The 23,249-nt window shown below is 59.9% G+C and carries 19 protein-coding genes; 1 reads left to right on the forward strand and 18 read right to left on the reverse strand.

The features are described from left to right. Window positions 1-9 precede the first annotated feature (9 nt). Both fghA and ACM6I7_RS14705 read right to left on the reverse strand, forming a co-directional pair. Entirely contained in the window at window positions 10-855 is an 846-nt protein-coding gene (gene fghA / locus ACM6I7_RS14700; RefSeq protein WP_414888795.1) for an S-formylglutathione hydrolase, read from the reverse strand. 65 nt (window positions 856-920) lie between these two features. Further along, entirely contained in the window at window positions 921-2,033 is a 1,113-nt protein-coding gene (locus tag ACM6I7_RS14705) for an S-(hydroxymethyl)glutathione dehydrogenase/class III alcohol dehydrogenase (protein ID WP_027611042.1), read from the reverse strand. A 115-nt stretch (window positions 2,034-2,148) separates the two neighbouring features. On the opposite strand from ACM6I7_RS14705, the gene ACM6I7_RS14710 reads away from it, so the two are divergent. Beyond that, a complete protein-coding gene (locus ACM6I7_RS14710) occupies window positions 2,149-3,045 on the forward strand; it encodes a LysR substrate-binding domain-containing protein (RefSeq protein ID WP_007964295.1) in 897 nt (298 codons plus the stop codon). 143 nt (window positions 3,046-3,188) lie between these two features. On the opposite strand, the gene ispD is transcribed toward ACM6I7_RS14710, so the two are convergent. The 16 genes from ispD to rseP all read right to left on the reverse strand — a co-directional run bounded on the left by ispD (window position 3,189) and on the right by rseP (window position 23,202). After that, window positions 3,189-3,896, reverse strand: a complete 708-nt coding sequence (ispD, locus tag ACM6I7_RS14715; RefSeq protein WP_027611041.1) for a 2-C-methyl-D-erythritol 4-phosphate cytidylyltransferase — start codon at window positions 3,894-3,896, stop codon at window positions 3,189-3,191. Next, window positions 3,893-4,171: a cell division protein FtsB gene (gene ftsB / locus ACM6I7_RS14720; RefSeq protein ID WP_007964293.1), complete on the reverse strand. Its 279-nt coding sequence runs from the start codon at window positions 4,169-4,171 to the stop codon at window positions 3,893-3,895. Before ftsB ends, ispD begins: the two co-directional genes overlap by 4 nt. A 171-nt stretch (window positions 4,172-4,342) precedes the next feature. Then, on the reverse strand, window positions 4,343-5,632 hold the full coding sequence (eno, locus tag ACM6I7_RS14725) for a phosphopyruvate hydratase (protein WP_003222156.1): 1,290 nt from the start codon (window positions 5,630-5,632) through the stop codon (window positions 4,343-4,345). Between the two features lie 156 nt (window positions 5,633-5,788). Next, window positions 5,789-6,634: a 3-deoxy-8-phosphooctulonate synthase gene (kdsA, locus tag ACM6I7_RS14730; RefSeq protein ID WP_007954807.1), complete on the reverse strand. Its 846-nt coding sequence runs from the start codon at window positions 6,632-6,634 to the stop codon at window positions 5,789-5,791. Between the two features lie 4 nt (window positions 6,635-6,638). After that, a complete protein-coding gene (locus tag ACM6I7_RS14735) occupies window positions 6,639-8,270 on the reverse strand; it encodes a CTP synthase (RefSeq protein WP_003222153.1) in 1,632 nt (543 codons plus the stop codon). Between the two features lie 274 nt (window positions 8,271-8,544). Further along, window positions 8,545-9,861, reverse strand: a complete 1,317-nt coding sequence (gene tilS, locus ACM6I7_RS14740; RefSeq protein WP_414888796.1) for a tRNA lysidine(34) synthetase TilS — start codon at window positions 9,859-9,861, stop codon at window positions 8,545-8,547. A 145-nt stretch (window positions 9,862-10,006) separates the two neighbouring features. Beyond that, entirely contained in the window at window positions 10,007-10,954 is a 948-nt protein-coding gene (locus ACM6I7_RS14745; protein WP_064586192.1) for an acetyl-CoA carboxylase carboxyltransferase subunit alpha, read from the reverse strand. Window positions 10,955-11,093: 139 nt separating this feature from the next. Continuing rightward, entirely contained in the window at window positions 11,094-14,615 is a 3,522-nt protein-coding gene (gene dnaE / locus ACM6I7_RS14750; RefSeq protein WP_123587097.1) for a DNA polymerase III subunit alpha, read from the reverse strand. 76 nt (window positions 14,616-14,691) lie between these two features. Then, window positions 14,692-15,318 (reverse strand): ribonuclease HII, encoded by a 627-nt coding sequence (rnhB, locus tag ACM6I7_RS14755; RefSeq protein WP_027611036.1) that lies wholly within the window; start codon window positions 15,316-15,318, stop codon window positions 14,692-14,694. Between the two features lie 8 nt (window positions 15,319-15,326). Continuing rightward, entirely contained in the window at window positions 15,327-16,457 is a 1,131-nt protein-coding gene (gene lpxB / locus ACM6I7_RS14760) for a lipid-A-disaccharide synthase (protein WP_027611035.1), read from the reverse strand. A 2-nt stretch (window positions 16,458-16,459) separates the two neighbouring features. Then, the gene (lpxA, locus tag ACM6I7_RS14765; protein ID WP_007964278.1) at window positions 16,460-17,236 is read right to left on the reverse strand and encodes an acyl-ACP--UDP-N-acetylglucosamine O-acyltransferase; all 777 of its coding nucleotides are present in this window, start codon (window positions 17,234-17,236) and stop codon (window positions 16,460-16,462) included. Beyond that, a complete protein-coding gene (gene fabZ / locus ACM6I7_RS14770; protein ID WP_003222142.1) occupies window positions 17,233-17,673 on the reverse strand; it encodes a 3-hydroxyacyl-ACP dehydratase FabZ in 441 nt (146 codons plus the stop codon). The genes lpxA and fabZ overlap by 4 nt, the downstream gene beginning before the upstream one ends. 106 nt (window positions 17,674-17,779) lie before the next feature. Beyond that, window positions 17,780-18,835: a UDP-3-O-(3-hydroxymyristoyl)glucosamine N-acyltransferase gene (gene lpxD / locus ACM6I7_RS14775; protein ID WP_027611033.1), complete on the reverse strand. Its 1,056-nt coding sequence runs from the start codon at window positions 18,833-18,835 to the stop codon at window positions 17,780-17,782. A 3-nt stretch (window positions 18,836-18,838) separates the two neighbouring features. Continuing rightward, window positions 18,839-19,342: an OmpH family outer membrane protein gene (locus ACM6I7_RS14780; protein WP_003222140.1), complete on the reverse strand. Its 504-nt coding sequence runs from the start codon at window positions 19,340-19,342 to the stop codon at window positions 18,839-18,841. Window positions 19,343-19,387: 45 nt separating this feature from the next. Then, window positions 19,388-21,775 (reverse strand): outer membrane protein assembly factor BamA, encoded by a 2,388-nt coding sequence (gene bamA / locus ACM6I7_RS14785; RefSeq protein ID WP_096795834.1) that lies wholly within the window; start codon window positions 21,773-21,775, stop codon window positions 19,388-19,390. A 74-nt stretch (window positions 21,776-21,849) separates the two neighbouring features. Further along, window positions 21,850-23,202, reverse strand: a complete 1,353-nt coding sequence (gene rseP, locus ACM6I7_RS14790) for a sigma E protease regulator RseP (RefSeq protein WP_414888797.1) — start codon at window positions 23,200-23,202, stop codon at window positions 21,850-21,852. Between the last annotated feature and the right edge of the window lie 47 nt (window positions 23,203-23,249).

Here is a 23,249-nt window from a genome sequence, read left to right on the forward strand (position 1 = left end):
CTACCTGCATTAACCGCGCAGGGCGCGTGCGTGATGCTGCAAGTGGTCGTCAATGAAGCTTGAGATGAAGAAATAGCTGTGGTCGTAGCCCGGTTGCAGGCGCAGCGTCAGCGGATGACCCGCTTGTTTTGCAGCTTGTTGCAGGGCTTCGGGTTTGAGCTGCGTGACGAGGAAGTCATCGCGATCACCCTGATCGACCAGCAACGGCAGTTTCTCGTCGGCTTCAGCAATCAGCGCGCAGGCATCCCATTCTTTCCACTTGGAACGGTCTTCGCCCAGATAGCGGGAGAATGCTTTCTGCCCCCACGGACAATCCATCGGGTTGTTGATCGGCGAAAACGCCGACACCGACTGATAACGCCCCGGGTTGCGCAGCGCGCAGACCAGTGCACCGTGACCGCCCATGGAGTGGCCGCTGATGCTGCGTTTGTCCGACGCCGGGAAATGCGCTTCAACCAATGAAGGCAATTCCTGCACGACATAGTCATGCATCCGATAGTGCCGCGACCACGGTTCCTGCGTGGCATTCAGGTAGAACCCGGCACCGAGACCGAAATCCCAGGCGCCATCTGGATCACCCGGCACATCCGGGCCGCGCGGACTGGTGTCCGGCGCGACGATGATCAGACCGAGTTCGGCGGCCATGCGCATCGCCCCGGCCTTCTGCATGAAGTTCTCGTCGGTGCAGGTCAGACCGGACAGCCAGTACAGCACCGGCAGCTTGCCACCCTGCTCCGCTTGCGGCGGCAGGTACACGGCAAACACCATGTCGCAGCCGAGCACGTCGGAACGGTGGCGATAGCGCTTGTGCCAGCCGCCGAAACTTTTCTGACAGGAGATATTTTCCAGACTCATGTAAAGACTCCTACGCGGCCCCGGCTATAAACCTTCAAGGTCTGTAGCCGTGGCGTCGCGAATGATCAGAAATGAATGACGGTACGGATGCTCTTGCCTTCGTGCATCAGATCGAAGGCCTTGTTGATATCTTCCAGCCCCATGGTGTGGGTAATGAAAGTATCCAGCGGAATCTCGCCGCTCTGCGCCATGTCGACATAGCTTGGCAGCTCGGTACGGCCACGCACGCCACCGAACGCCGAACCACGCCAGACGCGACCGGTCACCAGTTGGAACGGACGGGTCGAAATTTCCTGACCGGCACCGGCAACACCGATGATCACCGATTCGCCCCAGCCCTTGTGGCAGCATTCCAGCGCCGCGCGCATCAGTTGCACGTTGCCGATGCACTCGAAAGAGAAATCGACGCCGCCGTCGGTCATGTCGACGATCACTTCCTGGATCGGACGATCGAAGTCTTTCGGGTTGACGCAATCGGTGGCGCCCAACTGCTTGGCGATCTCGAACTTGGCCGGATTGATGTCGATGGCGATGATCCGCGCAGCCTTGGCTTTCACTGCACCGATGACGGCCGACAGACCGATGCCGCCGAGACCGAAGATCGCCACAGTGTCACCCGGCTTGACCTTGGCGGTGTTGATCACCGCACCGATACCGGTGGTTACACCGCAACCGAGCAGGCAGACCTTTTCCAGCGGCGCATCCTTGGCGATTTTCGCCACGGAGATTTCCGGCAGTACGGTGTATTCCGAGAACGTCGAAGTACCCATGTAGTGGAAAATCGTTTGGCCCTTGTAGGAAAAGCGCGAAGTGCCGTCCGGCATCAGGCCTTTGCCCTGAGTAGCGCGAATCGCCTGGCACAGGTTGGTCTTGCCCGACTTGCAGAATTTGCACTGGCCGCATTCCGGGGTGTACAGCGGAATCACGTGGTCACCGACGGCGACCGAGGTGACGCCCTCGCCGATGGCTTCAACGATCGCGCCACCTTCGTGGCCGAGGATCGACGGGAAGATACCTTCCGGATCCGCGCCGGACAGGGTGTAGGCGTCAGTGTGGCAAACCCCGGAAGCCACCACGCGCAGCAACACTTCACCGGCCTTGGGCATGGCCACATCGACTTCTACGATTTCCAGCGGCTTCTTGGCCTCGAAGGCAACGGCGGCGCGCGACTTGATCATGCTGACTCTCCAGTGAATCCAATGAATAAAAAACCAGACCGGCAGTGTAGTTCAGCGCCAACTGATTAATAATCCGGACAAATGCAAAATATTATTGCTGTACAGGGATAATCAAATGTCCGAAAACCGCTGGGAAGGTATCGACGAGTTCGTCGCCGTCGCCGAATGCAGCCAATTCACCGCTGCGGCCGAACGCCTTGGGGTTTCCTCCTCACACATCAGTCGACAAATCGTACGGCTGGAGGATCGATTACAGACGCGCCTGCTCTACCGCAGCACCCGTCGTGTGACCCTGACCGAAGCCGGTCAGACCTTTCTGCAGCATTGTCAGCGCCTGCAGGACGGTCGCGAAGAAGCTCTGCGCGCGGTCGGCGACCTGACCAGCGAACCGAAAGGCATGCTGCGCATGACCTGCGCCGTGGCCTATGGCGAGCGGTTTATCGTGCCGTTGGTGACGCGGTTCATGGGGCAATACCCGCAACTGCGCGTTGATATCGAGCTGAGTAACCGCCAACTCGATCTGGTGCATGAGGGACTGGATCTGGCGATCCGTCTGGGCCGATTGCAGGATTCTCGATTGGTCGCCACCCGCCTGGCGCCGCGTCGGATGTACCTGTGCGCGTCTCCTTCCTACGTGGAACGGTATGGCCGCCCACACAGCTTGTCGGAACTGAGCCGGCACAATTGCCTGATCGGCAGTTCGGATCTGTGGCAACTGGAACAGAACGGCCGGGAATTTTCCCAGCGCGTACAGGGAAACTGGCGCTGCAACAGTGGGCAAGCGGTGCTGGATGCGGCGCTGCAAGGGGTCGGCCTGTGTCAGTTGCCGGACTATTACGTGCTGGAGCATTTGCACAGTGGTGCGCTGATTTCGCTGCTGGAGGCGCATCAGCCGCCGAATACGGCGGTGTGGGCGTTGTATCCACAGCAGCGGCATTTGTCGCCGAAGGTGCGCAAGCTGGTGGATTTCTTGAAGGAAGGGTTGGCCGAGCGGCCGGAGTATCGGGGCTGAGTGATGGGATGTCTGTGCGACCGCCTTCGCGAGCAAGCCCGCTCCCACAGGGGATTGGCGGCGAATGCAAAATTTGTGTTCGGCGCAATTCAAGGGTGGGAGCGGGCTTGCTCGCGAAAGCGATCGAACAAGCGCCACAGCAATCAGCGACGGTTAGCCCAACGTTGACGCAACCACTCCAGGTCTTCCGGCCGGGTGACCTTGAGGTTGTCCGCCCGCCCTTCGATCAGACGCGGCGCCAGACCGGCCCACTCCATCGCCGAGGCTTCATCGGTAATCACCGCGTCCGCCACCAGACTGTCAGCCAACGCCCGATGCAAGGCACCGAGACGGAACATCTGCGGCGTATAGGCTTGCCAGATCACGCTGCGATCCACGGTTTCAAGCACACGACCGTGCTTGTCGACCCGCTTCAGGGTATCGCGCGCCGGCACGGCCAGCAGACCGCCGACGGCATCATCCGCCAGTTCAACCAGCAACTTGTCGAGATCGTCGCGACTCAGGTTGGGCCGTGCAGCATCGTGCACCAGCACCCAGTCATCGTCATCGGCACCCTGCGCATGCAAATGCAGCAAAGCGTTCAGCACCGACCCGGAACGCTCCGTGCCACCCTCGACCCGCTGAATCCGCGAGTCGCTGGCGCAAGCCAGGTTTGGCCAATAAGGATCATCAACCGCCAGACTGACCACCAGCCCCTTGAGGCTCGGGTGATCAAGGAAACAGCCGAGGCTGTGTTCGAGAATTGTGCGCCCGCCCAGTTGCAGGTATTGCTTGGGACGGTCTGCGGCCATTCGGGCACCGACGCCCGCGGCAGGAATCACGGCCCAGAAGGCCGGCAGAGAATCGATCATTGCGCGAGCTGGTAAAGGGTTTCACCGTCCTTGACCATGCCCAGCTCATGGCGAGCCCGTTCTTCAACGGTCTCCATGCCTTTCTTCAACTCGCTGACTTCGGCGTCCATCACCCGATTGCGCTCCAGCAGGCCTTCGTTCTCGGCGTGCTGATCAGCAATCTGCTGCTTCAGCTCGGCGACCTGCGCCAGACTGCCATTGCCCACCCACAGGCGGTACTGCAGACCGGCCAGCAGCAAGAGCAAAACGAGAAACAACCAGTAAGGACTGCGCATCGAATATCAGGTATCCAGTGAAAAAAGACAGCCACGCCAAAACTTTGAAACGTCTGATAGCACGAAGCCTGGAAGATCCAGGCTTGTGCATGTAAGGCATCAGATTAGTGGCAAATCCATCGCTGTCACGACTTTTCCGACACAATCCGGTGTCTTTTTACCATCTACTGCTTAACCGCGGAACTCGGAGCGACCGTTGTACTTGGCTTTGCCATTCAACTGCTCTTCGATACGCAGCAGTTGGTTGTACTTGGAAACGCGGTCGGAACGGCACAGGGAACCGGTCTTGATCTGGCCAGCCGAAGTGCCCACGGCCAGGTCGGCAATGGTCGAATCTTCGGTTTCGCCCGAACGGTGCGAGATCACCGCGGTGTAACCGGCAGCCTTGGCCATCTGGATGGCTTCCAGGGTTTCGGTCAGGGTGCCGATCTGGTTGAACTTGATCAGGATCGAGTTGGCGATCTTTTTATCGATGCCTTCTTTCAGGATCTTGGTGTTGGTCACGAACAGGTCGTCGCCGACCAGTTGGGTCTTCTCGCCGATTTTGTCGGTGAGGATCTTCCAGCCAGCCCAGTCGGACTCGTCCAGACCGTCTTCGATCGAGATGATCGGATAACGTTCGGTCAGGCCTTTCAGATAATCGGCGAAACCTTCAGCGGTGAACACCTGGCCTTCGCCGGACAGGTTGTACTTGCCGTCTTCGTAGAATTCGCTGGCTGCGCAGTCCAGTGCCAGGGTCACGTCGGTGCCCAGCTTGTAACCGGCGTTGGCCACGGCTTCGGAGATCACTTTCAGCGCGTCTTCGTTGGACGCCAGGTTCGGTGCGAAACCGCCTTCGTCGCCAACGGCGGTGCTCAGGCCACGGGCCTTCAGCACTGCTTTAAGGTGATGGAAAATCTCGGTGCCCATGCGCAGACCTTCCGAGAACGTCTTGGCGCCAACCGGCTGCACCATGAATTCCTGGATGTCGACGTTGTTATCGGCGTGCTCGCCACCGTTGATGATGTTCATCATCGGAACCGGCATCGAGTACACACCCGGGGTGCCGTTCAGGTTGGCGATGTGTGCGTACAGTGGCAGATCCTGGTCCTGTGCAGCCGCCTTGGCCGCAGCCAGGGATACGGCGAGGATGGCGTTGGCGCCCAGGGTTGCCTTGTTTTCGGTACCGTCGAGCTTGATCATCGCGTGGTCGAGGGCTTTCTGGTCGCTTGGGTCGGTGCCCAGCAGCAGATCGCGGATCGGACCGTTGATGTTGGCTACCGCCTTGAGCACACCTTTGCCCAGGTAACGGCTCTTGTCGCCATCACGCAGCTCGAGCGCTTCACGCGAGCCAGTGGATGCACCGGACGGCGCGCAAGCGCTGCCGATGATGCCGTTGTCGAGAAGCACGTCCGCTTCCACGGTGGGATTGCCACGGGAGTCGAGAACTTCACGACCTTTGATGTCGACGATTTTTGCCATTGTTGTAAACACTCCAAAGTTGACGAAAACGACGCAGCTAGAGGAAATCTTTTTACCGTCGGCAAGTGGTGTGCAGCGGGCAGCTTGCAGACGACAACGCACATGCCCGAGGGCATGTGCGACAAATCGTGCGGTACTTTACCGGAGAATTGAGCTTTACGCGGTTTCTACCGTCGGAAAACTCTTCACCAGTTCGTCCAAGGCTTTGAGCTGGGCCAGAAATGGCTCCAGTTTGTCCAGACGCAAGGCGCAAGGGCCGTCGCATTTGGCGTTGTCCGGATCCGGATGCGCTTCGAGGAACAGACCGGCCAGCGACTGGCTCATGCCGGCCTTGGCCAGATCGGTGACCTGGGCGCGGCGACCGCCGGCGGAGTCGGAACGACCGCCAGGCATTTGCAGCGAGTGAGTCACGTCGAAGAATACCGGGTACTCGAACTGCTTCATGATGCCGAAGCCGAGCATGTCGACCACGAGGTTGTTGTAGCCGAAGCTCGAACCACGCTCGCAGAGGATCAATTGATCGTTACCCGCTTCCACGCACTTGTTCAGGATGTGTTTCATTTCCTGAGGCGCGAGGAACTGGGCTTTCTTGATGTTGATCACAGCGTTGGTCTTGGCCATCGCGACGACCAGATCGGTCTGGCGCGACAGGAAGGCCGGCAGCTGAATGATGTCGCAGACTTCAGCGACGACCGCGGCCTGATCAGGCTCGTGGACGTCGGTGATGATCGGCACGCCGAAGGCTTGTTTGATGTCCTGGAAGATGCGCATGCCCTCTTCCAGGCCAGGACCGCGATACGAGGTCACAGAAGATCGGTTGGCCTTGTCGAAGCTGGCCTTGAACACGTAAGGGATACCGAGTTTCTCGGTGACCTTCACGTACTCTTCGCAAACCTGCATGGCCATGTCGCGGCTTTCCAGCACGTTCATGCCGCCGAACAGCACCATGGGTTTGTCGTTGGCGATTTCGATGTCGCCGACGCGGATGATCTTCTGTGCCATCGGGTTACGCCTTCTTCTGGTGTTGAGCCAACGCAGCTTTCACGAAACCGCTGAACAGCGGGTGACCGTCACGTGGCGTCGAGGTGAACTCCGGGTGGAACTGGCAAGCGACGAACCAAGGATGATCCGGTGCTTCGACCACTTCAACCAGCGCGGCATCAGCGGAGCGACCGGAGATTTTCAGGCCGGCTTCGATGATTTGTGGCAGCAGGTTGTTGTTCACTTCGTAGCGGTGACGGTGACGTTCAACGATCACGTCCTTGCCGTAGCAATCGTGCACCTTGGAGCCGGCTTCGAGCAGGCATTCCTGAGCGCCGAGGCGCATGGTGCCGCCCAGATCGGACGCTTCGGTACGCACTTCAACTGCGCCGGTGGCGTCTTCCCACTCGGTGATCAGACCCACGACCGGATGGCCGCTGGCGCGATCGAATTCGGTGGAGTTGGCGTCTTTCCAGCCCAGCACGTTACGGGCGAACTCGATAACCGCCACTTGCATGCCCAGGCAGATGCCCAGGTACGGAACCTTGTTTTCACGAGCGTACTGAACGGCAGTGATCTTGCCTTCCACGCCACGCAGACCGAAGCCGCCCGGAACGAGGATCGCGTCGACACCTTCGAGCAGCGCAGTGCCCTGGTTCTCGATGTCTTCGGAATCGATGTAACGCAGGTTGACCTTGGTACGGTTGGTGATGCCGGCGTGACTCATCGCTTCGATCAGCGACTTGTAGGCGTCCAGCAGTTCCATGTACTTGCCGACCATCGCGATGGTCACTTCGTGCTCTGGATTGAGCTTGGCATCGACGACCTTTTCCCACTCGGACAGGTCGGCGCCATTGCATTGCAGGCCGAAACGCTCGACGACGAAATCGTCCAGACCCTGAGCGTGCAGCACGGCCGGAATCTTGTAGATGGTGTCGACGTCTTCCAGGGAGATCACCGCACGCTCTTCAACGTTGGTGAACAGCGCGATCTTGCGACGCGACGACACATCCACCGGATGGTCGGAGCGGCAGATCAGCACGTCTGGCTGCAGGCCGATCGAACGCAGCTCTTTTACCGAGTGCTGGGTTGGCTTGGTTTTGGTCTCGCCAGCGGTGGCGATGTACGGAACCAGCGTCAGGTGCATCAGCATCGCGCGCTTGGAACCGACTTCCACACGCAGTTGACGGATGGCTTCGAGGAACGGTTGCGATTCGATGTCGCCAACGGTACCGCCGATTTCCACCAGGGCCACGTCGGCATCGCCGGCACCCTTGATGATGCGACGCTTGATTTCGTCGGTGATGTGCGGAATCACCTGGATGGTTGCACCCAGGTAGTCACCACGGCGCTCTTTGCGCAGCACGTGCTCGTAGACACGGCCGGTGGTGAAGTTATTGTTCTGGGTCATGGTCGTGCGGATGAACCGCTCGTAGTGGCCCAGGTCCAGGTCGGTCTCGGCGCCGTCGTGGGTGACGAACACTTCACCGTGCTGGAACGGGCTCATGGTGCCCGGGTCGACGTTGATGTACGGATCCAGCTTAAGCATGGTGACCTTAAGCCCCCGCGCCTCCAGGATGGCCGCCAATGAAGCCGAGGCAATGCCTTTCCCCAATGAAGAAACAACACCGCCCGTGACGAATATGTAGCGCGTCATGAAAAACCCTAGAAGTCTGCGTTAAAGCGGTACGAGCCGCCGGGGAAAGCGAAGGAAGGCCGAAGCCCCCGATCACCTGCATTAATCACAGTGCACCTTTCAAAAAAACCGCCGCGTTGGGACAGACCGGCAGATGAAACACCGGTACGTTGCTCGCTACACATTTTTTGGAATCGCCCAGCAAAGACTGCTTGGTAATCGGCAACTCCTGCAATTCAGGCGAATCCACAGAAGTTGTATCAAGAAGGGAGCGTAGTCTACCGGAATGCCCCTTTCATCTCAAACCTTGATCTTCGTCTGTTGGCTGCCAATGCAATTTCCAGCCGTCCGGCCCCTGCCCGTCAAGGCCCGGCAGGTTCGCCACGGCGAGCAATTCTGCGCCGCGAAACAGCAGCGGCAATCTGCCACGGACGAAGCCCGGCACCGCGCGCTCATTGAGCAGGCGCTTGAGATCGCGGTGGCCGCGCCCCGCCAGATGCATCAGCTCGCCGCCCTGCCGATAGCCAATGCACAGCGGCCCGACGGGAGTCTGCCCGCTGAACATGACACGCCCGTTATTCGCCAAGCGTAGCGGCGTCGACGGGTCAGGCCACTCGACGCTGACCGCTGGCGCGCGCAGCCAGCCTCCGCTCAACCACCATACCCGGCCGGCGCTGCGATGCAGCTCACCGTCGGCCAGACACCAGATCGGGGATGCATCGCTGGCAGCACCGCATAGGTCGTTCCAACCCGACCAATGGTCAGTGTCGGGCAACCGGGTCAGCGGTTCGAGCCAGTGGCTGAGTGCATTGCGCTGGCGAGCGGCGGACAGACTCGTCAGCGGCGCCAGCTCCAGCGACGGCAGACCCAGCCATGAAAACTCGCTCGGCGTGGCGGCTTGCGCGAGATCTAGCTGCGCCAGCTCATCGAGCAAGCCTTGCGCCTCACGCAGGTGCGCCGCGCTGCGGGCCATGCTCGCCTGCGCCTGCGGCCAGCGCGCGGTGAGCAACGGCAGCACCTGATGGCGCAGGTAGTTGCGCGAGAACTGCCGATCCTGGTTTGACGGGTCTTCGATCCAGTTCAACTGATGCGCGCGGGCGTAAGCCTCAAGCTCGGCGCGCGTCACGTCGAGCAATGGCCGCAGCAGCGCGCCCTGCCCCAACGGTCGCTGCGCCGGCATCGCCGAAAGTCCGCGCACGCCGGCACCGCGCATCAAGCGAAACAACAGGGTTTCAGCCTGATCATCACGGTGCTGCCCGGTCAGCAGCACCTCATCCGCCTCCGTCAGCGAGGTGAACGCCGTATACCGCGCCTCCCGCGCCGCCCGCTCCAGACTGGCGCCGGGTTGTACTGACACCCGAATCACTTGCAAAGAAACGCCCAGCGCATCGCAGACCGACTGACAATGTTCCGGCCACGAATCGGCCGCAGCCTGGAGGCCATGGTGGATATGGATGGCGCTGAGCGCCGGCAGGGAATGGTGTTTAGCGAGATGCGCAAGCAGATGCAGCAGGACGGTGGAATCGAGACCACCGGAGAAAGCCACGCGCCAGGTCCTGGCATTGCGCCAGGCTGCAAGGTTCAGCAGAAGCCGGGACGGCAGATCACTCACGGACTGACCCCTATCTAACTGTTTGCCCAAATCAAATGTGGGAGCGGGCTTGCTCGCGAAGGCGTTTCAACAATCAACACATCTGTCGACTGTTATACCGCTTTCGCGAGCAAGCCCGCTCCCACATTGGGTATTGCGAGATCTGTCAGAGACCGTAGCTCATCAGACGATCGTAACGACGCTTGAGCAGCGCTTCGTTGTCGAACTTCTTCAGCATCGCCAGTTGCGAGCTCAGCTCGGCACGGATCGACGCAGCGGCAGCGGCCGGATCACGGTGGGCGCCGCCCAGAGGCTCGCCGATCACCTTGTCAACGATACCCAGACCTTTCAGGCGCTCGGCGGTAATGCCCATGGCTTCAGCGGCATCCGGTGCCTTTTCGGCGGTTTTCCACAGAATCGAAGCACAACCTTCCGGCGAGATCACCGCGTAGGTCGAATATTGCAGCATGTTCAGCTGATCGCAGACACCGATCGCCAGTGCACCGCCGGAACCACCCTCACCGATGACGGTGGCGATGATCGGGGTCTTCAGGCGCGACATCACGCGCAGGTTCCAGGCGATAGCCTCGCTCTGGTTACGCTCCTCAGCGTCAATGCCCGGGTAAGCACCCGGGGTGTCGATGAAGGTCAGGATCGGCATCTTGAAGCGCTCGGCCATCTCCATCAGACGGCAGGCCTTGCGGTAGCCTTCCGGACGCGGCATGCCGAAGTTGCGGCGTACCTTTTCGCGCACTTCACGGCCCTTCTGGTGGCCGATGATCATCACCGGCTGGTCTTCCAGACGTGCAACGCCGCCCACAATGGCCGCGTCGTCGGAGAAGTGACGGTCACCGTGCAGTTCGTCGAACTCGGTGAAGATGTGCTCGATGTAGTCGAGGGTGTACGGGCGTTTCGGGTGACGCGCCAGGCGTGCGATCTGCCAGCTGGTCAGCTTGCCGAAGATGTCTTCGGTCAGCGTGCGGCTCTTGTCCTGCAAGCGGGAGATCTCATCGCCGATATTCAGCGAATTGTCATTACCGACCAAGCGCAACTCTTCGATCTTGGCTTGCAGGTCGGCGATCGGCTGTTCGAAATCTAGAAAATTCGGGTTCATAGGCGTCCGTCTTGGGTCGTGTCCCAAATGAGCTTGGGCCGGCCGGTTGTCTATTCGCGCCCTACCTTAAGGGAGAGGCGCGCTGAGGTCGAGATTAAAAATTCAGGTTGTGGGCAAGCGCAATGATGGCACTTGCCGGTCAACGGTATTGGAGGAAGACGTTGTCTCGCCCGAACTGGTCACGCAGGGCTTGAATCAACGCATCCGCCGGGTCGATTCGCCACGTCTCGCCGAACTGCAGCAAGGTCTTCGCATCGGGGCTGGTGTACTCCATGGTGATCGGGCACGCCCCGCGGTGACGCTTGAGCAGCTCACCCAACCAGCGTAGCTGATCGCCTTTCAAGTCCTGAGTGTGCAGCTTCAGGCGCAGGCTCTCGGCCAGATTGGTCCGTGCATCTTCCATGCTCATCACCCGTTTGACCCGCAGGCGCAGGCCGCCGGAGAAGTCGTCGTTGCTGACCTCGCCTTCAACCACCACCATCGCGTCGGTCTGCAACAGCGACTGCGCAGAGTGAAACGCATCGGCAAACAGCGACGCCTCGATCCGCCCCGAGCGGTCGTCGAGGGTGATGAAGCCCATCTTGTCGCCCTTCTTGTTCTTCATCACCCGCAGGGCAATGATCATCCCGGCCACGGTTTGCGTGTCGCGGGCCGGTTTCAGGTCGATGATGCGCTGCCGGGCGAAACGGCGAATCTCGCCTTCGTACTCGTCGATCGGGTGACCGGTCAGGTACAGGCCCAGAGTGTCTTTCTCACCCTTGAGCCGCTCCTTGAGGGTCAGCTCCTTGGCCTTGCGGTGCGTCGCGTAGACGTCCGCATCTTCCTCGACAAACAGCCCGCCGAACAGGTCGGCATGGCCGCTGTCGCGGGTGCGCGCGGTCTGTTCGGCCGACTTGATCGCCTCCTCCATCGCCGCCAACAGCACCGCGCGGTTGCGGTCGATGTTGGCCTGATAAGCCTTCTGCTCGTCATGGAAGTACGGCCCGAGGCGATCCAGCGCGCCGCTGCGGATCAAACCGTCCAGCGTGCGCTTGTTGATGCGCTTGAGGTCGACCCTGGCGCAGAAGTCGAACAGATCCTTGAATGGACCGGCCTGACGAGCCTCGGTAATCGCTTCCACCGGACCTTCACCGACACCTTTGATCGCGCCCAGGCCGTACACGATGCGGCCTTCGTCGTTCACCGTGAACTTGAACTCCGAAGTGTTCACGTCCGGCGCGTCGAGGCGCAGCTTCATCGTGCGCACTTCCTCGATCAAGGTCACGACCTTGTCGGTGTTGTGCATATCCGCCGAAAGCACCGCCGCCATGAATGGCGCCGGGTAGTGGGCTTTCAGCCAGGCAGTCTGGTACGACACCAGGCCATAAGCAGCGGAGTGGGACTTGTTGAAGCCGTAACCGGCGAATTTTTCCACCAGGTCGAAAATGTTACCGGCAAGATCCGCGTCGATATTGTTCGACGCACAACCCTCAATGAAGCCGCCGCGCTGCTTGGCCATTTCCTCGGGTTTTTTCTTACCCATCGCCCGACGCAGCATGTCCGCACCACCGAGGGTGTAACCGGCCATGACCTGGGCGATCTGCATCACCTGTTCCTGATACAGAATGATGCCGTAAGTCGGCGCCAGTACCGGCTGCAGGCCTTCATACTGGTAATCCGGATGCGGATAAGCCAATTCGGCGCGACCGTGCTTACGGTTGATGAAGTCATCCACCATGCCCGATTGCAGCGGGCCCGGACGGAACAGGGCCACCAGTGCGATCAAGTCTTCGAGACAGTCAGGCTTGAGCTTTTTGATCAGCTCTTTCATGCCCCGGGATTCGAGCTGGAATACCGCGGTGGTTTCAGCTTTTTGCAGCAACTGATAAGTCGGTTTGTCATCCAGCGGGATAAACGCGATATCCAGCGGCGGCTCGTTGACCTTGGCGCGGTCACGGTTGATGGTTTTCAGCGCCCAGTCGATGATCGTCAGGGTCCGCAGGCCGAGGAAGTCGAACTTCACCAGACCGGCCGCCTCGACGTCGTCCTTGTCGAACTGGGTCACCAGACCATCGCCAGCCTCGTCGCAATAGATCGGCGAGAAGTCGGTCAGCTTGGTCGGGGCGATTACCACACCACCGGCGTGCTTGCCGACGTTACGCACCACGCCCTCAAGCTTGCGCGCCATCTCCCAGATTTCCGCCGCTTCCTCATCGACCTTGATGAAATCGCGCAGGATCTCCTCCTGCTCGTAGGCTTTTTCCAGGGTCATGCCGACTTCGAACGGAATCATCTTCGACAGACGATCCGCCAGGCCGAATGACTTGCCCTGGGCCCGCGCCACGTCGCGCACCACAGCCTTGGCGGCCATGGAACCGAAGGTGATGATCTGGCTTACCGCGTTGCGACCGTATTTCTCGGCCACGTAGTCGATCACCCGGTCACGACCGTCCATGCAGAAGTCGACGTCGAAGTCGGGCATCGAGACCCGTTCCGGGTTGAGGAAACGTTCGAACAGCAGGTCGTATTCCAGCGGATCGAGGTCAGTGATCTTCTGCACATAGGCCACCAGCGAGCCGGCACCCGACCCACGGCCCGGGCCCACCGGCACGCCGTTGTTCTTGGCCCACTGGATAAAGTCCATCACGATCAGGAAATAACCGGGGAAGCCCATCTGGATGATGATATCCAGCTCGAAATTCAGCCGGTCGACATAGACCTGACGCTTGGCCTCGTAATCTTCGGTAGTGTCCTTGGGCAGCAGTACGCTGAGGCGGTCTTCCAGACCGTCGAACGACACCTTGCGGAAGTATTCATCGATGGTCATGCCATCGGGAATCGGGTAGTCGGGCAGGAAGTGCTTGCCCAGCTTCACGTCGATGTTGCAGCGCTTGGCGATCTCGACGGTGTTTTCGATCGCGTCGGGAATGTCGCTGAACAGCTCGGCCATTTCCTCGGCGCTTTTGAGGTATTGCTGGTCGCTGTAATTCTTCGAACGCCGCGGATCGTCGAGGGCACGGCCCTCACCGATGCACACGCGGGTTTCGTGAGCGGCGAAGTCTTCCTGCTTGATGAAACGCACATCGTTGGTCGCCACCAGCGGCGCGCCGAGCTTGTCGGCCAGGGCCACGGCACCGTGCAGTTGCTCTTCGTCGTTGGGACGATTGGTGCGCTGGATTTCCAGATAGAAACGATCCGGGAACACCGCCATCCATTCGCGCGCCAACATCTCGGCTTCGTCCGGGTTACCACTGATCATGGCCATGCCGATCTCGCCTTCTTTGGCAGCGGACAGCATGATCAGGCCTTCGTTGGCCTCGGCGACCCATTCACGCTCGATGATGATCATGCCGTTGCGCTGGCCGTCGATGAAGCCGCGCGAGATCAGCTCGGTGAGATTGCGATAACCCTTGGCGTTCATCACCAACAGGCTGATCCGGCTCAATGGCCCGTCCGGATCCTTGTTCGACAGCCACAGGTCGGCACCGCAGATCGGCTTGATGCCGGCGCCCATGGCGTTTTTATAGAATTTGACCAGGGAACACATGTTGTTCTGATCGGTGACCGCCACGGCCGGCATGTTCATGCCGGTCAGCGCCTTGACCAGTGGCTTGATCCGCACCAGCCCGTCGACCAGGGAGTATTCAGTGTGCAGGCGTAGATGAACGAATGAAGCCGGCATAGTGATCCTGTCCAGTTACATAGAGACAACAAGGCCCGGATTGTACCGGGCCTCGAACAAAACATCAGCCTTGCGCCTAAACCTGCGTCAGGCCTTCGAGCGCCTCGTAAGCCTGACGCACCGGGGCGAAGGAGCGCCGGTGAATCGGGGTCGGGCCAAGGCGCACCAACGCTTCCAGATGAACGGGCGTCGGGTAGCCTTTATGACCGCCGATGCCGTACCCCGGGTAGATCAATTCGAATGCAGCCATTTCACGGTCGCGGCTGACTTTGGCCAGAATCGACGCGGCAGCGATGGCCGGTACCTTGCCGTCACCCTGCACCACCGCTTCGGCGCGCATCGGCAGTTTCGGGCAGCGGTTGCCGTCGATCATCGCCAGTTTCGGCTGAATATGCAGCCCGGCCACCGCGCGTTGCATGGCGAGCATGGTCGCGTGGAGGATGTTCAGCTCGTCGATTTCCTCGACTTCGGCGCGTGCAATGCACCAGCTCAGGGATTTCTCGATGATCTCGTCGTAGAGTTTCTCGCGCTTGGCTTCAGTGAGTTTCTTCGAGTCGTTGAGGCCGAGGATCGGCCGGTTCGGATCGAGGATCACCGCCGCCGTCACCACTGCGCCGCACAACGGGCCACGACCGACTTCGTCGACACCGGCCACCAGTTCTTCGACTTCGGCGACCAGGGTGAAATCCAGGCCCATCTGCATCGTCTTGCTCATTGTTTCTGACCGATCAGGTTGAGGACGGCATCCGCCGCCTGATTGGAAGCATCCAGCCGCAGGGTGCGGTGGATCTCGTCGAAGCCTCGGGTCTGCTCTTCGCCGCCTTCGATCAATGGCAACAGTGTCTGGGCCAGGGCCTCGACTGTCGCATCATCCTGCAACAATTCCGGCACCAACAGACGCTGGGCCAGCAGGTTCGGCAGCGACACGTACGGGCTCTTGACCATGCGCTTGAGAATCCAGAAGGTCAGCGGTGCCAGGCGATACGCGACGACCATTGGCCGCTTGTACAGCAACGCTTCCAGCGTCGCCGTGCCCGAAGCGATCAGCACCGCGTTACACGCCGCCAAGGCCAGATGCGACTTGCCGTCGAGCAGGGTTACTGGCAAGTCGCGGCCAACCAGCAACTCTTCGAGCTGAGCGCGACGCTCGGCATTGGCGCACGGGATGACGAAGCGAAGCCCGGGGCGCATGGCCCGCAGACGCTCGGCCGTATCCAGGAACAGCGCACCGAGACGGCCGACTTCGCCACCGCGACTGCCGGGCATCAATGCCACCAGCGGCCCGTCGGGCAAGCCGAGTTCGGCACGCGCTGCGGCGCGATCGGCCTGCAGCGGAATGGTATCGGCCAGCGTATGACCGACGAACCGCACCGGCACGCCCTTCTCTTCGTAGAATTTTGCTTCAAACGGCAACAGGGTGAGCATCAGATCGCAGCCTTCGCGAATCTTCAGCACACGCTTCTGGCGCCACGCCCACACCGAAGGGCTGACGTAATGCACGGTCTTGATCCCGGCCTGACGCAGCTTGAGTTCGATGTTGAGGTTGAAATCGGGAGCGTCGATGCCGATGAACACATCCGGTTTCTCGGCGATCAGCGTGGCGATCAGGTCCTTGCGGCGCTTGAGCAACTCGCGCAGCCGCCCAAGGACTTCCACCAGCCCCATGACCGACAGACGTTCCATGGGGAAATAAGACGTCAGGCCCTCGGCCTGCATCAACGGACCGCCGACACCGATGAACTCGACTGCCGGATGTTGAGCCTTGAGGGCGCGCATGAGGCCGGCGCCCAGAATGTCGCCGGAAGCTTCGCCCGCCACCAGCGCAATACGCAGACTGGCCATGATCAGCGGGTGATGCCGCGAGTCGACGACTGGATCGAGTCACGAAACAGCGCGACTTCCGGGAACTGCGCAGCAGGTTCGGCCAATTCGGCCAACGCTTGCTCCACGGTCAGGCCCTGGCGATACACGGTTTTGTAAGCGCGACGCAGCGCATGAATCGCGTCTTCGCTGAAACCACGACGGCGCATGCCTTCGAAGTTCATGCTGCGCGCTTCGGCCGGGTTGCCGAACACGGTGACGAAAGCCGGAACGTCCTTGCCGATGGCGGTGCCCATGCCGGAAAAACTGTGGGCGCCGATGTGGCAGTACTGATGCACCAGGGTGAAACCGGAAAGGATCGCCCAATCGTCAACGTGCACATGCCCGGCCAACGCGGTGTTGTTGACCAGGATGCAGTGGTTGCCGATCACGCTGTCATGCCCGATGTGGGCATAGGCCATGATCAGGTTGTGATCGCCCAGCGTGGTTTCCGAACGGTCCTGCACGGTGCCACGGTGAATCGTCACGCCTTCGCGAATGACGTTGTGATCACCGATCACCAGACGGGTTTCTTCGCCTTTGTACTTCAGATCCGGCGTGTCTTCGCCTACCGAGGAAAACTGGTAGATGCGGTTGTGCTTGCCGATGCGGGTCGGGCCTTTGAGGACCACATGCGGTCCGATCACAGTACCCTCGCCGATTTCCACACCTGCGCCGACGATCGACCACGGGCCGACCTCGACGCCGTCAGCCAGAACGGCCGACGGATCGATGATTGCGCGAGGGTCAATCAAACTCATAGCTTGCGTTCCGCACAGATAATTTCAGCCGAGCAGACTGGCTTGCCGTCGACCGAAGCCTGGCATTCGAATTTCCAGATCTGGCGCTTGCAGCTGATGAACTTGGCTTCCAGGATCAACTGGTCACCCGGCAGCACTGGCTGACGGAAACGCAGCTTGTCGGAACCGACGAAGTAGTAAAGGGTGCCATCGGCCGGCTTCACGTCGAGCATTTTGAAACCGAGGATCCCGGCAGCCTGGGCCATCGCTTCGATGATCAGTACGCCCGGCATGATCGGGTGCGCCGGGAAGTGGCCGTTGAAGAATGGCTCATTGATGCTGACATTCTTGTAGGCGCGAATGCGCTTGCCTTCAGTGTCCAGTTCCACCACCCGGTCCACCAGCAGGAACGGGTAACGGTGAGGCAGGTATTCGCGAATCTCGTTGATGTCCATCATTTCGGGGGGAAGCCTATGTAAAGATTGGGAGCGCGACTGACGCGCACTCCTCTAGCAAATCAAGGAGGCAGTCTAGAGGCTGTGCACACTTGATATGGAAATGGTATCAGCCATCAGATGAAGCATTGCTGCCGGGGGTCACTTCTCCGACGCGCTTTTCCAGCTGCTTCAAACGTCGCGCGAGGTCATCGAGCTGACGGATGCGGGCCGCGCTTTTGCGCCATTCGGCCGCCGGTTGCATGGCTGTGCCGGAAGAATAGGCGCCTGGCTCGGTAATCGAGTGGGTCACCATGGTCATCCCGGTCAGGAAAACGTTGTCGCAAATATCGATGTGCCCCACCAGGCCGACACCACCGGCGAGCATGCAGTGCTTGCCGATTTTGGTGCTGCCGGAGATACCGACACAGGCCGCCATGGCGGTGTGATCACCGACCTGGACGTTGTGCGCGATCTGGATCTGGTTGTCGAGTTTCACGCCGTTGCCGATCACGGTATCCGCCAGCGCGCCACGGTCGATGGCAGTGTTCACGCCGATCTCGACATCGTCGCCGATGGTCACGCCGCCGATCTGGGCGATCTTTTGCCAGATACCTTTCTCGTTGGCAAAACCGAAGCCTTCACCACCGAGAACGGCACCGGACTGGATCACTACACGCTTGCCGATGCGCACGTCGTGGTACAGCGTCACCCGAGGAGCGAGCCAGCCGCCCTCGCCGATTTCACTGCGGGCACCGATGACGCAATGGGCGCCCAGGGTGACCTGCGCACCGATGCGCGCACCGGCCTCGATCACCACAAACGGACCGATGCTGGCGCTTGGATCAACCACCGCATCCGGTGCAATCACCGCCGTGGGATGAACACCCGCAGTGGCTTTCGGTTTGGGATCGAACAGATGGGAGATACGGGCGTAAGCCAGATAAGGATCCGGCACCACCAGCGCGTTACCGGCAAAACCTTCGGCGTCGGCTTCCTTGAGCAATAGCGCAGCCGCCTGGGAACTTGCCAGGTATTTACGGTATTGAGGATTTGCCAGAAAGCTCAACTGAGCTGGGCCAGCCTCCTGCAAGGTGGCTAGCCCAGTAATTTGCTTCTCGGGGTCGCCACGCAGGGTGGCGCCGAGGAACTCGGCCAACTGGCCGAGCTTGATAGTCACGGTCATGGGTTACTTCAGCTGATTCATGCGCTCGATAACCTGGCGCGTGATGTCGTACTGAGGTTTGACATCGATCACTGCGCCACGCTCGAACACCAGGTCAAAACCACCTTTTTTGATGACTTCTTCCACTGCGCTATCCAGTTTCGGCTTCAGTTGCTTGAGCATTTCGCGGTCGGCAACTGCCTTGGCTTCGTTCAGCTCCTTGGACTGAAACTGGAAGTCACGGGCCTTTTGCTTGAATTCCAGCTCCAGACGCTCACGCTCGCCCTGCTGCATCTTGTCGCCACCGGCCATCAGACGGTCCTGAATGCCCTTGGCGCTGCTTTCCAGCGTCTTGAGCTTGGTCAGTTGCGGACCGAACTTCTTCTCGGCATCCACGGCGTATTTCTTGGCCGCGTCGGACTCCAGCAGTGCCATCTGATAGTTCAGAACGGCGATTTTCATGTCGGCGAACGCCGGGCCTGCCACCAGTACGGAGGCCAGGAGAACCAATTGAGTCAACTTACGCACGATGCACTCCTACAAAATCCATTGTCGTTATCTTGGGTCAGACGCTTAGAACGTCTGGCCGAGGGAGAATTGGAACACTTGAGTTTCAGCGTCATCCGGTTTCTTGATCGGCATGGCCAACGCGAAGCTCAAAGGCCCCAGTGCGGTTACCCACGTCACGCCCACACCGACGGAACTGGCCATGTTGCTCAGGCTGATGTCGTTGCACTGAGTGTTGGCTTTTGTACCGTCAGCGTTGCTGGTCGACTTGCAAGTCGAATCGAACACGTTACCCACATCCCAGAATACCGAGGTGCGCAGGGAGCGTTGATCTTTCACGAACGGCAGCGGGAACAGGACTTCAACACCACCCTGGATCAGCACGTTACCACCGAACGGCAGCGGATCCTGATCCGGGTCGGCCAGCGTACCGGCGTTACCTGTAACCCCGGCACCACGACTCGGGGTACTGCGAGGACCCAGCGTACTGTCCTTGAAGCCACGTACCGAGTTGAAACCACCAGCATAGTAGTTTTCATAGAACGGCAAGCCGTCGGTCGAACCATAACCGTCGCCATAACCCAGTTCGGTGTGCAGACGCAGGGTGTAGTTTTCGGTGATCGGCTGGAACAACTGACCACGGTAGTCGAGCTTGTAGAACGACAGGTCGCTGCCCGGGATCGTGGTTTCCAGCGTCAGGCTCTGCGAACGGCCACGGGTCGGCAGCACGCCCTTGTTCAGGGTCGACTCGGACCAGCCGGCCGAAGCCTTGAAGTTCAGGTAGTTGTCGCCTTCCTTGTTAACGAAGTCGAAAATCTCGTCAACGGTGTATTGACCGGTCTTGATCTTGTCCTGCTGAGCGGACAGACCGAAGGTCAGACGCGAAGTCTCGCTGATCGGGTAGCCAACGTTGACGCCGGCACCCAGGCTGTCTACCGCATAGCTCGCTACGTCGACGTCGAGGTCTTTGTAGTCGGTGGTGCGATAGAACGCGTTGTAACCCAGGCTCACGCCATCGGCGGTCCAGTAGGGGTCAACGTAGCCGAAGTTGTAGCGACTCTGGTATTCGCTGCGAGTAAGGCCCACGCTCACACGGTTACCGGTACCGAGGAAGTTGTTCTGGGTGATCGAACCACCGAGGATCAGACCGGCACTCTGCGCGAAACCGACACTGGCAGTGATCGAACCGGAAGCTTGTTCTTCAACGGCGTAGTTCACGTCAACCTGGTCGTCGACACCCGGTACAGCCGGCGTTTCAACGTTCACTTCCTTGAAGAAGCCCAGACGCTCCAGACGGGTCTTGGACTGGTCGATCAGGTAGGTCGAAGCCCAGCCACCTTCCATCTGACGCATTTCACGACGCAGCACTTCGTCCTCGGACTTGGTGTTGCCGCGGAAGTTGATGCGATTGACGTAGGCACGTTTGCCCGGATCGACGGCGAACAGGATGTCCACAGTGTGATCGTCGTCATGCGGCTGAGGTACGCCGTTGACGTTGGCGAAGGTGTAACCCTCGTTACCCAGACGGCGGGTGATCAGTTCGGAGGTGGTGGTCATCAGCTTGCGCGAGAACACCTGGCCTTTCTGCACCAGCAACAGCGACTTGACCTGGTCTTCAGGCACTTTCAGGTCACCGCTGAGCTTGACGTCACGAACGGTGTACTTCTCGCCTTCGGTGATGTTGACGGTGATGTAGACGTGCTTCTTGTCCGGGGTGATGGACACCTGGGTCGAAGCGATATCCATGTTGATGTAGCCACGGTCCAGGTAGTAGGAACGCAGGCGCTCCAGGTCACCGGAGAGTTTTTCACGGGCGTACTTGTCGTCGTTCTTGAAGAACGACAGCCAGTTGGTGGTTTTCAGCTCGAACAGGTCGATCAGATCGTCATCAGGGAAGACCGTGTTACCCACCACGTTGATGTGCTGGATGGCCGCCACGGTGCCTTCGTTGATCTTCACTTTCAGCGCGACGCGGTTGCGCGGCTGCGAGACCACTTCGGTGTCGACGGTCGCCGAGTAACGGCCCTGGGCAACGTACTGACGCTGCAGCTCGTTACGGACACCTTCGAGGGTGGCGCGCTGGAAGATTTCACCTTCGGACAGACCGGACTGCTTGAGGCCTTTCATCAGGTCTTCGGTGGAGATCGCCTTGTTGCCTTCGATCTCGATACTGGCGACCGACGGACGTTCGACGACCGTGATCACCAGAACGTTGCCTTCGCGGCCCAGCTGGATATCTTGAAAGAAACCGGTTTTGAACAACGCACGAGTGGATTCCACCAGGCGACGATCATCCGCCTGCTCGCCGACGTTCAACGGCAAGGCACCAAAGACGCTACCCGCGGAGACCCGCTGGAGGCCATTGACGCGAATATCAGAGATAGTGAAGGACTCGGCGTGAACTTCGGCGATCATCAATACGGTGAGAACCGCAGTTAGCAGCAGACGTTTCATGAAGTCCTTTCTTATTCCAACTGGCAATAAACAAACTGCCGCAAAATGCGGCAGATTCGCAATTCAGCGAAGCTTTACAGTCGACCCAGATCATTGACCAGAGCAAGCAACATCACTCCGACCACCAAACTGATACCGATCTGCACCCCCCAACCTTGCACCCGATCCGACAAGGGGCGACCACGCACCCACTCAATCAGATAAAACAACAAATGCCCCCCATCCAGTACAGGAATGGGCAGCAAATTCAGAACCCCCAGGCTAATACTCAGATAAGCAAGGAAATTCAGGAAATCAGCAACGCCCGACTGGGCAGAAGCGCCCGCCACTTTAGCAATGGTTATCGGCCCACTCAAGTTTTTTACCGAGAGCTCGCCAAACAGCATTTTCTTCAGTGAGTCCAGCGTCAGGATGCTCATGGTCCAGGTACGCCGGGCACCCTCGCCAATTGCGGCCAACGGGCCATAACTGACCTCGCGGATCATTTCCGGCGGCCAGTCCACTGCTTTCACGCCAGCACCCAGATAACCGCTCGGCGCCTTGCTTTCGCCACGCGCAGCCAAGGTCACCGGGACGTCGATTTGAGCACCGTCGCGCTCGACGCGCAGCAAGATTTTGGTATCAGGACGCGTACGAACGGTATCAACCACTTGCTGCCAGTCACTCAGCGCCTGGCCATCGAGCGACAACAGGCGGTCGCCGGTTTTCAGACCAGCGGCCTGCGCCGGACCTTTTGGATCGAGCTCGGCCAGCACCGGCGGCAACGCCGGGCGCCATGGGCGAATACCCAGCGAGCGAATCGGATCGGGCTCATCGGCGCCTTTGAGCCAGTGATCCAGCGCCAGTTCGCGCGGCGTGTCAGCGGTAGAGCCCCGCTCGCGCACGAGCAATTGCAGGGAACCGCTTTCCCCAAGACGACGGACCAGCTGCAAATTGACGGCCGCCCAGCCGGAAGTCGGCTCGCCATCGATGGCGACGATCTCCTGACCGGCATTCAAACCGGCCTTGGCCGCGATGCTGCCGGACTCGACCGCACCGATGACCGGACGGATCTGCTCACTGCCGAGCATCGCCAGCACCCAGAAAAACACCAGGGCCAGCAGGAAGTTGGCGATCGGTCCCGCCGCGACAATGGCGATGCGCTGGCGAACCGATTTGCGATTGAAGGATTGATGAAGCTGATCGGCCGGTACTTCGCCCTCACGCTCATCGAGCATTTTGACGTAGCCACCCAGCGGAATCGCGGCGACGACAAATTCGGTGCCCTGCTTGTCGTGCCAGCGCAACAACGGCATGCCGAAGCCAACGGAAAAACGCAGAACCTTGACGCCACAGCGACGCGCGACCCAGAAGTGGCCGAATTCGTGAAAGGTGACCAGTACACCCAAAGCGATCAGGGTGCCGGCAATCATATAGAGCGCGCTCATCTACTTTCTCCGCAATCCTGTTCAGTGCCGCGTGAAGCCATGGGTCT

The sequence above is a fragment of the Pseudomonas sp. IT-93MI4 genome, assembly GCF_949767635.1.
Lineage (GTDB): Bacteria > Pseudomonadota > Gammaproteobacteria > Pseudomonadales > Pseudomonadaceae > Aquipseudomonas > Aquipseudomonas putida_A.